This is a genomic window from Bradyrhizobium sp. BRP22 (genome assembly GCF_020194175.1).
In the GTDB taxonomy this organism is placed as follows: Bacteria; Pseudomonadota; Alphaproteobacteria; order Rhizobiales; family Xanthobacteraceae; genus Bradyrhizobium.
The window spans coordinates 181,813-193,872 of the sequence record NZ_JADYVX010000007.1 but is presented as its reverse complement, the minus strand read 5'-3'; the positions used below and the strand labels follow the sequence as shown (position 1 = coordinate 193,872).

Annotated in this window: 9 protein-coding genes; 2 read left to right on the top strand and 7 right to left on the bottom strand. The window is 64.4% G+C overall.

Features of this window, described 5'->3' with window-relative positions:
• Positions 1-93: 93 nt before the first annotated feature.
• Positions 94-924 carry a nucleoside triphosphate pyrophosphohydrolase gene (mazG, locus tag I6F35_RS12450; RefSeq protein WP_225118039.1) on the top strand — a complete coding sequence of 277 codons (831 nt, stop codon included), beginning with the start codon at positions 94-96 and terminating at the stop codon, positions 922-924.
• Between the two features lie 171 nt (positions 925-1,095).
• Here the strand turns inward: mazG and hflX are convergent, their stop codons facing one another.
• The 7 genes from hflX to dusB form a co-directional block, all read right to left on the bottom strand.
• Positions 1,096-2,478, bottom strand: a complete 1,383-nt coding sequence (gene hflX / locus I6F35_RS12445) for a GTPase HflX (RefSeq protein WP_225117954.1) — start codon at positions 2,476-2,478, stop codon at positions 1,096-1,098.
• Positions 2,479-2,489: 11 nt separating this feature from the next.
• Positions 2,490-2,738 (bottom strand): RNA chaperone Hfq, encoded by a 249-nt coding sequence (hfq, locus tag I6F35_RS12440; RefSeq protein ID WP_027578348.1) that lies wholly within the window; start codon positions 2,736-2,738, stop codon positions 2,490-2,492.
• Positions 2,739-2,999: 261 nt separating this feature from the next.
• On the bottom strand, positions 3,000-4,370 hold the full coding sequence (locus tag I6F35_RS12435; protein WP_225117953.1) for a sigma-54 dependent transcriptional regulator: 1,371 nt from the start codon (positions 4,368-4,370) through the stop codon (positions 3,000-3,002).
• 16 nt (positions 4,371-4,386) lie between these two features.
• On the bottom strand, positions 4,387-6,759 hold the full coding sequence (locus I6F35_RS12430; protein ID WP_225117952.1) for a PAS domain-containing sensor histidine kinase: 2,373 nt from the start codon (positions 6,757-6,759) through the stop codon (positions 4,387-4,389).
• 190 nt (positions 6,760-6,949) lie between these two features.
• Positions 6,950-8,392, bottom strand: coding sequence for a nitrogen regulation protein NR(I) (gene ntrC / locus I6F35_RS12425; protein WP_225117951.1), 1,443 nt, complete (start codon positions 8,390-8,392; stop codon positions 6,950-6,952).
• 9 nt (positions 8,393-8,401) lie between these two features.
• Complete coding sequence (locus I6F35_RS12420; protein WP_225117950.1) at positions 8,402-9,577, bottom strand: nitrogen regulation protein NR(II); 1,176 nt, start codon at positions 9,575-9,577, stop codon at positions 8,402-8,404.
• Complete coding sequence (gene dusB, locus I6F35_RS12415; protein WP_225118038.1) at positions 9,574-10,575, bottom strand: tRNA dihydrouridine synthase DusB; 1,002 nt, start codon at positions 10,573-10,575, stop codon at positions 9,574-9,576. The genes I6F35_RS12420 and dusB overlap by 4 nt, the downstream gene beginning before the upstream one ends.
• Before the next feature lie 287 nt (positions 10,576-10,862).
• Between dusB and I6F35_RS12410 the strand changes: the two genes are divergently transcribed.
• Positions 10,863-12,059, top strand: a complete 1,197-nt coding sequence (locus I6F35_RS12410) for a bifunctional 2-C-methyl-D-erythritol 4-phosphate cytidylyltransferase/2-C-methyl-D-erythritol 2,4-cyclodiphosphate synthase (RefSeq protein WP_225117949.1) — start codon at positions 10,863-10,865, stop codon at positions 12,057-12,059.
• The last annotated feature ends 1 nt before the right edge of the window (position 12,060 follow it).

Genomic DNA, 12,060 nt, shown 5'->3' with positions numbered 1-12,060 from the left:
AACCAGTGGAAATCGGCATATTTCGCCGCGTTCCGCTGGGATACGGCCGTCGCTTACGGCATAAAGCGGGACAAGCAGATTTCCGGTGCCCGCATGACCCCTTCCCGCGACATTTCACGCCTTATCGAGATCATGGCGGCGCTGCGCACCCCGGTGACCGGCTGCCCCTGGGATCTCGAGCAGAATTTTGCGACGATAGCGCCCTACACCATCGAGGAAGCCTATGAAGTGGTTGACGCCATTACCCGCGGCGACCTTGACGATCTCAGGGAAGAACTGGGCGATCTCCTGCTGCAGGTCGTGTTCCACGCCCGCATGGCGGAGGAGCAGAACGCCTTTGCGTTCGGTGACGTCGTCGAGGCGATCACCAGGAAGATGATCCGGCGGCATCCGCACGTGTTCGCCGACAAGGACGGCAATCTCGCCCCCGCCCATGTCAAGGAAGTCTGGGATCGCATCAAGGCCGAGGAGAAGGCCGAGCGTGCGGCGCGCCGGCCGCCGGAAGAAGTCGCGCACAAATCACTGCTGTCCGGCGTCAAGGCCGGCCAGCCTGCCTTGACCCGCGCCATGGAGCTGCAGCGCAAGGCCTCCACCGTCGGCTTCGACTGGAACGATCCGCGCGCGGTGCTGAAGAAAATCCGCGAAGAGGCCGACGAGATCGAGGCCGCGCTCGACGGCGCCGATGCCGACGAGCTGGCGGAAGAAACCGGCGACCTGTTGTTCGCCGTGGTCAATCTCGCGCGGCACGTCGGTGCCGATCCGGAAACCGCGCTCCGCGGCACCAACGCCAAATTCGAGCGCCGCTTTGCCTATATCGAGCGAGCGCTCGAGGCGAAGGGACGAGCGCTTGGAGAAGCGTCGCTGGAGGAGATGGACGCGCTGTGGAACGAGGCGAAAGGTGCACGTAGCGCGGATGGGGCGTAAGCCAGGCTAATCCATCCGTCATTGCGAGGAGCGAAGCGACGAAGCAATCCATCTCTCCGCAAGTGGCGGCATGGATTGCTTCGCGGAGCCTGTCATCGGGCGCGCGTTCGCGCGACCCGTTGGCTCGCAATGACGGCGAGTCCGTAGCTACGCGCTTTCGCCGGGGCGACGTCAGAGAACGTGCGGCACGGCGTCGAAACGTGAGACGACGATATCGCGCTTGGTCTCGTCGATACGGACCGTCATGTCGAAGCGGCCGTCGTGCAGCTTCTTGTCGAGCACCTCGGAATTGCGGTGCAGCCAGCTGATGCCGGCGCCGTCGGCGGCGTCGATCGACAGATCCAGCGTCAGGCGCTTGGCCGCCAGCCGATCCTCGATCGCGGCGAGCAGTTCGTCGACGCCCTCCCCGCTCCAGGCCGAGACCAGGAAGGCCGGCCGCTCCGGCGGACGGCGGGCGGCAATGTTGCGCAAATTCGCCCGCTCCTCGGGATCGAAGCGATCGATCTTGTTCCAGACTTCGATGATGCGCTGACCGCCATCGGCATCGGGATCGATCCCGAGCTGGCGCAGCACCGCCTCGACGTCGCGCTCCTGGGCCTCGGCGTCTTCATGTGAAATGTCGCGGACGTGGAGAATGAGGTCGGCCTCCAGCACCTCTTCCAGCGTGGCGCGGAATGCCGCGACGAGCTGCGTCGGCAGGTTGGAGATGAAGCCGACGGTGTCCGACAGCATCGCCTTGCCGCCATGCGGCAGATGCAGCGCACGCAGGGTCGGATCGAGCGTCGCGAACAGCATGTCGGCAGCCTGGACATCGGCACGGGTCAGGCGGTTGAACAGCGTCGACTTGCCCGCATTGGTGTAGCCGACCAGCGCCACCACGCGATACGGCACGCGCTGCCGGCCGGCGCGGTGCAATCGCCGCGTCGCCTGCACCTTCTTCAGCTCGCTTTCGAGCTTGGTGATGCGCTCGCTGATCAGCCGGCGGTCGGCCTCGATCTGGGTTTCGCCGGGGCCGCCCATGAAGCCGAAGCCGCCGCGCTGGCGCTCCAGATGGGTCCATGACCGCACCAGCCGGCTGCGCTGGTAATTGAGATGCGCAAGCTCGACCTGCAGCGCGCCTTCGCTGGTCTTGGCGCGACGGCCGAAGATTTCCAGGATCAGGCCGGTGCGATCGAGCACCTTGGTGTTCCAGGCCTTCTCAAGGTTGCGCTGCTGGATCGGCGACAGCGCGCAATCCATCACCACGAGCTCAATGTTGTGGCCGGCGACAAGGCCAGTGATCTCTTCGACCTTGCCCTTGCCGAGATAGGTCGCCGGCCTGATCTGGCTGACGGGAGCGATCACGGCATCGATCACCGTGAGGTCGATGGCGCGCGCAAGCCCAGCCGCTTCCTCGATCCGCGCCTCGAAGTCGCGGACATAGGCATCCGCCTGCGCCTCGGGCTCACCGCGGCGCATGCGCATATAGGGGCCGATGACAATCACCCGCCCCGTCTGAACTCCCTCCGCCGACCGTGGCCGGTCGGCGGCCCCTTCACGATTACGGGGCTCCAATCAGTTCACTCTCAACCCTGTGTATCCTCGCCGCCTTCAAACAACTGGATCGGTGCGCCCGGCATGATGGTCGAGATCGCGTGCTTGTAGACAAGCTGCGAATGACCGTCGCGCCGGAGTAAAAGGCAGAAATTGTCAAACCATGTGACAATACCCTGCAGTTTCACGCCATTCACCAGAAAGATCGTCAGTGGCGTCTTGGTCTTACGAACATGATTTAGGAAGGTGTCTTGTAGATTTTGAGCGCGGTCTGCCGCCATTTTTGTTGTCCCGCCGTCTTGTGGTTCTTCTTATTGGAATGTTGGAACCGGTTGGAGCCCTCTGATGGGGCCTTTCCCCGGTCGCCGGCCTGTCCTGAGTTCCCCCTCCGACAGGCGCGGCGGTAGGATTAGAGGGCAGGCCCGCCCATTAGGCAAGCCGGTTGGCACGCCACCCATGAACAAGAATCGGCAATTGCCGCAAAAGCATGGGGAAAAAAGCGATCATTCCCAGTTAATTGCATGGATGTGCGACCAGATGGCTCAGCCGACCCCCAGCGCCTTGAGTTTGCGATGGAGCGCGGAGCGCTCCATGCCGACAAACTCCGCGGTGCGCGAGATATTGCCGGAAAACCGGCTGATCTGGGCGATCAGATAGTCTCGCTCGAACACCTCGCGCGCCTCGCGCAGCGGCAGCCCCATGATGTGCTCGCCATTGCTGCTGGTCGGCATTGCCGGCACCATCGAGCCGACGTCCTGCGGCAACATGTCCGCCGTGATGATCGCCTCCGGGCCGCCGCCGGCCAGAATCATCACCCGCTCGACATTGTTGCGGAGCTGGCGGACGTTGCCGGGCCAGACATGGGACTGCAGCACCGCCATCGCATCCTGGCCGATCTGCCGCTTCGGCAGGCCGGTCGCCGCCGAGATCTGGTCCATGAAATAGTCGATCAGTTCGGGGATGTCCTCCCGCCGCTCGGACAGCGGCGGTACGCGGATCGGCACCACCGACAGGCGGTGATAGAGATCCTCGCGGAAGTGCCCGGCCGCGATCTCCTCCTCCAGGTTGCGTGCCGTGGATGAGATGATGCGCACGTCGACATGGACCTTTGCGGTGCCGCCGGAGCGCTGGAACGTCTGGTCGACCAGCACGCGCAGGATCTTGTTCTGGGTTTCGCGCGGCATGTCGGCGATCTCGTCGATGAACAGCGTGCCGCCATGGGCCTCTTCCAGCGCGCCCGGCTTGCGCGGCTGCTCGCCATTGGAGGCCTCGACGCCGAACAGTTCGACCTCCATCCGCTCGGGCGTGATCGCGGCGGCGTTGATGACGACGAACGGGCCGTCGGCGCGGCTCGAGGCCTGGTGCAGCGTGCGCGCCACCAGTTCCTTGCCGGAGCCCGCCGGCCCGACGATCAGGATGCGGCTGTTGGCCTTGGCGGCACGTTCGATGGTCTGGCGGAGCTGGTTCATGCAGGCCGAGCGGCCAGTCAAAATGCTTGCAGTTGGAGCCTGTTGCTTGAGTTCTTTCACCTCACGCTTGAGGCGTGAATTCTCCAGCGCCCGGGTCGCGACCAGGATCAGCCGGTCCGACTTGAACGGCTTTTCGATGAAGTCATAGGCGCCGCGCTTGATCGCGGCGACCGCGGTCTCGATGTTGCCGTGGCCGGAGATCATCACCACCGGCAGGTCGGCATTGTCCTTCTTGATCTGCTCCAGAAGCTGCAGCCCGTCGAGCTTGGAGCCCTGCAGCCAGATATCCAGGAAGACCAGATGCGGACGGCGGTTGGCGATCTCCGCCAGCGCCGAATCGCTGTCGCGCGCGGTCCGCGTGGAAAAGCCTTCGTCTTCGAGAATGCCCGCAACGAGGTCGCGAATGTCTGCTTCGTCGTCGACAATCAGAATGTCACTTGCCATGGGTTACACCTGCCTGTCAGTCGCCTGTCGCGGCTTTGATTTTTGTTTGGATATTGGTCGTGGATGCCGGCTCGCTGGTCGCGGATGCCGGCGGATTTTTTTCTTCGTCCGGCGGCCCTGACGGCTGCTGCTCGGGGCCGGTCGTTGGAGGTGGCTCCTTGGTCTCGGCCTTCGGCGGCTGGCCGGAGACGGCAAATCGAAGCCGCATCCAGGCCCCGCGCTGCCCGGGACGGAAATCGGAGGCGTCCTTGAGCTCGATGCGGCCGCCATGGTCTTCGAGCACGCGGCCGACGATCGCGAGCCCGAGCCCGGTGCCCTTCTGGCGCGTCGTGACATAGGGCTCGAGCAGGCGCGCGCGCGCGACCTTCGGCAGGCCGATGCCGTTGTCGATCACGTCGATGATGATCTCCTCGCCTTCGCGCTGCGCGATGACGTCGATCCGCCCCTTGCCCAGTTCTTCCGCCGGCACCTGCTCGATCGCTTCGGTCGCATTCTTGATGATGTTGGTCAGCGCCTGCGAGATCAGCCGGCGATCGAACTGCGCCCGCATCGGGTCCTGCTTGATCTCGGCCTCGATATCGAGCTCGGGGTGCGCGACCTTCATCAGGAACACCGCCTGCCGCACGGTGTCGGCGACATCCTCGCCCTCCATCACCGGTTTCGGCATGCGGGCAAAGCGCGAGAATTCGTCGACCATGCGCCTGATGTCGTCGACCTGGCGCACGATGGTGTCGGTGCATTGGTCGAAGATGGACTTATCCTTTGGTTCCGTGATGGTCTTGCCGAATTTGCGGCGGATGCGTTCGGCCGAAAGCTGGATCGGCGTCAGCGGATTCTTGATCTCGTGCGCGATGCGGCGCGCGACGTCGCCCCAGGCCGAGGTGCGCTGGGCCGAGACGAGCTCGGTGATGTCGTCGAGCGTGATGATGTAGTTGTCCCAGGAGTGGCTGGTCTTCTCGGCGGAGATGCGGACCGACAAATTGCGCTCGTAGCCGTCGCGGGTGATGGTGATCTGGCCCTGCACCAGGCGCTGGGTGCCCTCCCGTGCCGTCTTCATCATCTCGTCGAGCTCGGGAAGCACGTCCGAGAGCGGATGGCCCAAGGTCTCGGATTCGGCATGGCCGATCAGCTTCTCCGCCGAGCGGTTGAGGATGCCGACGCTGCCGGACGCATCGACGCCGATGATGCCGGCGCTGGCCGATGACAGCACCGCCTCGATGAAGCGGCGGCGGCTGTCGATCAGTTCGCTGGCATTGACGAGCTCGTCGCGCTGGGTCCGCAATTCCTGCGTCATCTTGTTGAAGGTCTGCCCAAGCTGGGCGAGATCGCCTTCCGACTTGTGGACGGGAACCTGGATGTTGAGGTCGCCCGTCGACACCTGGTTGGCAGCGCTCATCAAGCTGCGGATCGGTGACACCAGCCAGTTGGCGAAATTGAGCCCGATCAGCACTGACGCCACCAGAATGGTCAGTGCAATCACGGCAAACACCAGCGCGAAAGTCACCTGGATGCCGAGCCTCTGCGACTCGATCGCGGCATATTCGGCAGCGCTGGCCTGGGTCTGCTTGAGCTGGGCAACGATGGTCGGATCAAGCAGACGCGCTACGTACAGGAACATGTCATCATAGGCCCGCAGGCGGACCACGGAGGCGACATAACTTTCCGGGAAAACCGAGATTTCCGGCTCGGTCTCGTTGACGTTCTTGAGAATATCGAGCGGCGGCAATGCGTAGTTCAGATGAATACCGGTATCCACGCTGTCGAGAACGTGGCCGTCCTTGTCCAGCAGCACCACAACCGGCAGATTGCGCGCCGCCGCGCCCGCCGTCAGGAGCTGCATGAACGTCATGCGATCCTGGTCATAGAGTGGCCTGGAATGGGCGAGGTCATTTGCCGTCGCCAGGATGTCGCCGCGGATGAGCTGCGCATGCTCCTGCATGTAGGCCTTGGCGATCGTCACCGAGTTCTGGATCGCCACCCGCGTCGGTCCCGAAAACAGCCGGTCGAGACCGCGGTCGAGCATAACGTTGGCGACGATCGCGACCACCACCGCAGGCAGCACCGCAATGATGGAAAACAGGCTGACGATCTGGACGTGAAGCCTTGCCGCCGCACGGCCGCGGCGCCGGGCCTGAATCACCTGCCAGATTTCGCGGATGATGATCCCGACCAGCAGCAGGATCGTACCTGCGTTGATCGCGAGAAATGAATAGACGACCTGCTTGGTCGGCTCGATCGGGGTCAGGCCCGTGAGCACCACGAACGTCAGGAACGCCGACAAGAGCGCAATCGCAATCGCAAAGGGAGCCAGCCACTTCGCAAGCGGCAGTCCCCTTTTCTCGGTACGCGATGGATCGAACGGCTGCGCCGTGGTCTCTGGGCTGGTCATTCCCGGCAAGGATGGACTGAAGGCCTCAACGTCCGCTACTTGAGCGGACTGATGCAATCATATCACAATGTTGCCGAATTGCGACAATTCCGCGGCGCCAGCTCAAGAATGAGCTCAGATTCCACAGCCATTCGGATATCCGGTCATTCCGGGGCACGCGCAGCGTGAACCCGGAACGATGGGATCGGGGTTATGCCCCGCTCCGGTAGACCTGAATGTCGAGGTCCCGGATCTTCTTGCGCAGCGTATTGCGGTTGAGGCCGAGCAGGTCGGCGGCGCGGATCTGGTTGCCGCGGGTGGCTGCGAGTGCGGCCGTCAGCAGCGGCACCTCGATCTCCTTGAGGATGCGGTGGTACAGCCCCGGCGGCGGTACGCCGTTCGGGAAGCCCGAGAAGTGCGAGGATAAATAGGCCTCGACCGCGCCGCCGAGATTGTCGACCCCGTGCTGCGTATTGCCGCCCGAATTGACGGCCGGCGGGGCGAGTTCGCCGTCGATCACGGACGCGGTGATCACGTCCTGTGGATAAAGTGCCGCCAGCCGGCGCGCGAGGTTTTCCAGCTCACGAACGTTACCGGGCCAACGGTGCTGCTTCAGCCGCTCCAGCGCCTGGGCGTCGAGCTTCTTCGGCGGCAGGCCGTCCTTCTCGGCGAGCGCAAAGAAGTGCCTGATCAGATCGGGCAGATCCTCGATCCGCTCGCGCAACGGAGGCAATCGCAGCGGCACCACGTTCAGGCGGAAGAACAGGTCTTCGCGGAACAGGCCCTGCTGGATCAGAATGCGCAAATCCTTGTTGCTGGCGGCGACGATGCGCACGTCGGTCTTGATCGGAGTACGTCCGCCGACGGTGGTATATTCGCCCTGCTGCAGCACACGCAGCAGCCGCGTCTGCGCCTCCATCGGCATGTCGCCGATCTCGTCGAGGAACAGGGTGCCGCCCTCGGCCTGCTCGAACCGGCCGGAGGCGCGGGTATTGGCGCCGGTGAACGCGCCGCGCTCATGGCCGAACAATTCCGACTCGATGAGGTCGCGCGGGATCGCGGCCATGTTGACGGCGACGAACGGGCCGTTGCGCCGCTTGCCATAGTCGTGCAGCGCGCGGGCGACCAGCTCCTTGCCGGTGCCGGACTCGCCCGAGATCATCACGGTGAGGTCGGTCTGCATCAGCCGCGCCAGCACGCGGTAGATTTCCTGCATCGCCGGCGACCGGCCGACCAGCGGGATCGAGTCGAACTCGGAATCGTCCGCCGCGCTGGTCACCCTCTCCTTCGGCTCGGCGAGCGCGCGACCGACGATGGTAATCAGTTCCTTCAGGTCGAAGGGTTTGGGCAGATATTCATAGGCGCCGCGTTCGGACGCCCTGATCGCCGTCATGAAAGTGTTTTGCGCGCTCATGACGATGACGGGCAGGTTCGGCCGCATCTTCTTGATGCGCGGCAACAGGTCGAACGCGTTCTCGTCGGGCATCACCACGTCGGTGATGACGAGATCGCCCTCGCCCTGGCTGACCCAGCGCCACAGCGTCGCTGCGTTGCCGGTCAGCCGCACCTCATAGCCGGCGCGCGACAGAGCCTGGTTGAGAACCGTCCGGATGGCGGTATCGTCGTCAGCGACGAGAATGCTACCTGCGGGCATTGTTGTTCCTCATCTTGCGTCCTGGGAGGCATGCGACGGCGTACCCGGAACGTCCTCGCGGCTGCTTTGGTCGATTTGTTTGGCAGGGTTGTACATTGGCATCAGCACGCGGAAGGTGGTCTTCCGCGGCTGGGATTCGCACTCGATGATGCCGCCGTGATCGCCGACGATTTTGGCCACGAGCGCAAGCCCGAGCCCACTGCCGGTCTGTTTTGTGGTGACGAAGGGATCGAACAGATTGGGCAACAGATCTTCCGGCACGCCGGAGCCGTTGTCCTTGACGCAGAATTCCAGCGGCAGCGACACCCGCGATTTCTTGCCGGGCACCGACAGGCGGACGCCCGGACGGAACGCGGTGGTGAGCTGGATTTCCGCGTCGGTGCCGAGATCGGCCACAGCCTCGGCTGCGTTCTTCACCAGATTGAGGAACACCTGGATCAGTTGATCCTGGTTGGCGAGCACCGGCGGCAGCGACGGATCGTAATCCTCGATGAAACGGACGTTGCGGGCGAAGCCGGACTGCGCCAGCCGTTTGACGTGGTCGAGCACCGAATGGATGTTGACCGGCCCGCGGGCGACCGGCCGATCGTCGCCGAACACTTCCATGCGGTCGACCAAGGTGACGATACGGTCGGCCTCGTCGCAGATCAGCCGGGTCAGCATGCGGTCGTCCGAGGAGGCTTGCTGCTCCAACAGTTGCGCCGCGCCGCGGATGCCCGACAGCGGGTTCTTGATCTCATGTGCGAGCATCGCGGCCAGCGCGATCACCGAGCGCGCAGCGCTGCGATGGGTGAGCTGCCGGTCCATCTTGTCGGCGATGGTGCGCTCCTGCAGCATCACGACGATATGCCCCGGCCGCTCGGTGAGCGGCGCCACATGCAGGTCGACCTGACGGTCGCCGCCGATCCGGGGCGTGCCGAGATCGACCTTGTATTCGTTGACCGGGGAGCCACTGGTGCGCACCTGGTCGATCAGCGCGAGCAGCGGGCTGCCGAACGGCACCAGTTCCCTCAGCGACTGCCGCTGCAGGAATTGCGTGGAGATCTCGAAAAACGACTCCGCGGCGATATTGGCGTCGACGATGCGGCCATCCGGCGCCACCAGCAGCACCGGGTTCGGCAGCGCGTTGAGAATGGCTTCGCTGTCGGAGGGCGTGCGCCGGCGAGTCTCTGCGACTGGTGTCATGCAGCAGCACTCCATGCGAAATCGTCGTAAGCATTCTGAAGCGATTGATGCACGCTCGCAGGTTCGTCGGAGGTCAGGATCCTTTGCCGCCACCCCCTCAGCGTCGCTGCCGGAGCGCGGCTATAGTGGGCGGCGATCTCCAGCGCCCAACCGAGATGTTTTCGTGCGTGCTTGAGCCCGACACGGACGCCGTAATGGCTGAGGACGGCATCATAGAGTTCACGAACGAGGTGAAGCTGCTCGACGAGCGGCGGCGCCTGCTCGGCGACGCCGGTCTCGAGCCGGCGCGCGATCTGCCCGGGCAGCCAGGGCTGGCCCTGCGCCCCGCGTCCGATCATGACCGCGTCCGCGCCGGACTGCTCGAACGCGGTCACTGCCGTCTCGAAGGAGGTGATGTCGCCGTTGACGACGAGCGGGATCGACACGGCATCGCGGACTTCGCGCACCGCGGCCCAATCCGCCTCGCCCTTGTAGAACTGGCAGCGCGTGCGGCCGTGTACCGTCACCATCTGCACGCCCGCAGCTTGGGCGCGGCGCGCCAGTTCCGGCGCGTTGCGCGAGCGGTCATCCCAGCCGAGCCGCATCTTCAGGGTCACCGGCACCTTGACCGCCGCGATCGTCGCCTCGATCAGGCTTGTGGCGTGGTCGAGGTCGCGCATCAAAGCGGAGCCGGACTGGCCGCCGGTCACGTGCCGGGCCGGGCAGCCCATGTTGATATCGATGATGTCAGCGCCGGCGGCTTCCGCGATCCTCGCGCCCTCGGCCATCCAGCGGGTCTCGCAACCTGCCAGTTGGACCACATGCGGCCCGATCCCGGCCGCCTCGCAGCGCAAAAGCGAGATCGGCCTGCCCTGCGCAAGATCGTCGCTTGCGGTCATCTCGGAGACGACAAGTCCCGCGCCAAGACTCGCCGCAAGACGCCGGAACGGCGCATCGGTGACGCCGGACATAGGGGCGAGAAGCACCGGGTTAGCGATGGTAATATCGCCTATTTTCAATTGCTTACGACGTGTTCTTGCGAGGCCGGTCACGGGCTTCTCGTTCTACTGGCGGCAGCCTCATCGCCCCGCTGCCCTGTATTTTGAGCACAATTCTTGTGCAGTCAAGCCTTATGCCTACGGTTTAGACATTTCTATCATCTGCGCAAGTGCACTGCAACAAGAACTGCTTTTCCCACAGGGAATGGGAATAGCTCTGTCATTGCGCATCCAGCATGGTAAGGGCTGTGCGCCGGCGAAGCGGCCGGCGCACCTCCTCAATCCCCGAGTCGTATACAGTTTCGTCGATGCCCAGACCTGAGCGTACCGCCGCCATCCTTGTCGCAGCCGGCCGGGGGCTTCGCGCCGGCGCAGGCGGGCCGAAGCAATACCGGATGATCGGCGGACAGACGGTGATCTTCCGGGCGATGGAGCCGTTCAGCACCCACGCTGATGTTTTCGCCGTGCAGCCCGTCGTCAATCCTGATGATGCCGCCCTCTTCAATGAAGCAGTCGTGGGCCTTCGCCACCGGCCACCGACAGATGGTGGTGCGACGAGGCAGGCGTCGGTGCGTGCGGGACTCGAGGCGCTGGCAGGCGAGAAGCCCGATATCGTGCTGATCCACGACGCCGCGCGGCCGTTCGTGACGCAGGCGCTGATCTCGCGCGCGATCGACGCGGCCGGCCGTACCGGCGCCGCCATTCCCGTTGTCCCCGTCACCGACACCATCAAGCTCACCGGCGCCAACGGCGACGTCGAAGCGACTCCCGATCGCGCGCGACTGCGCATCGCGCAGACGCCGCAGGTCTTTCGTTTTGACGTGATACTCGATGCCCATCGCCGCGCCGCGCGCGAGGGCAGAAGCGATTTCACCGACGATGCCGCGATTGCCGAATGGGCGGGATTGACGGTGGCGACCTTTGAAGGCGATCCTGCGAACATGAAACTCACCACACCCGAAGACTTCGTCCGCGAGGAAGCCCGCCTCGCCAGCCTGCTCGGCGATATCAGGACCGGGACCGGCTACGACGTGCATGCCTTCGGCGAGGGAGATCACGTGATGATCTGCGGCGTACGCGTGCCGCACTCGAAAGGTTTTCTCGCCCATTCCGACGGCGATGTCGGCTTGCATGCGCTGGTCGACGCCATCCTCGGCGCGCTCGCCGACGGCGACATCGGCTCGCATTTCCCGCCGAGCGATCCGCAGTGGAAAGGCGCCTCGTCCGACCGGTTCCTGAAATATGCCGTCGATCGCGTCACCGCGCGCGGCGGCCGCATCGCCAATCTCGAGGTCACGCTGATCTGCGAGCGGCCGAAGATCGGCCCCTTGCGCGACGCCATGCGGGCGAAGATCGCCGAGATCACGGGCGTGAGCATCTCGCGCATCGCGGTAAAGGCGACCACCAGCGAGAAACTGGGCTTCACGGGCCGCGAGGAAGGCATCGCGGCCACCGCGAGCGCCACCATTCGTCTGCCTTGGAACGATAAAGGTTGGAGCGAGTAAC

Bases quoted from the DNA above. Each gene is read 5' to 3' on its own strand.
- mazG (WP_225118039.1), top strand. From the start codon at position 94: ATGACCCCTTCCCGCGACATTTCACGCCTTATCGAGATCATGGCGGCG.
- hfq (WP_027578348.1), bottom strand. From the start codon at position 2,738: ATGGCGGCAGACCGCGCTCAAAATCTACAAGACACCTTCCTAAATCAT.
- I6F35_RS12435 (WP_225117953.1), bottom strand. From the start codon at position 4,370: ATGGCAAGTGACATTCTGATTGTCGACGACGAAGCAGACATTCGCGAC.
- I6F35_RS12430 (WP_225117952.1), bottom strand. From the start codon at position 6,759: ATGACCAGCCCAGAGACCACGGCGCAGCCGTTCGATCCATCGCGTACC.
- ntrC (WP_225117951.1), bottom strand. From the start codon at position 8,392: ATGCCCGCAGGTAGCATTCTCGTCGCTGACGACGATACCGCCATCCGG.
- I6F35_RS12420 (WP_225117950.1), bottom strand. From the start codon at position 9,577: ATGACACCAGTCGCAGAGACTCGCCGGCGCACGCCCTCCGACAGCGAA.
- I6F35_RS12410 (WP_225117949.1), top strand. From the start codon at position 10,863: ATGCCCAGACCTGAGCGTACCGCCGCCATCCTTGTCGCAGCCGGCCGG.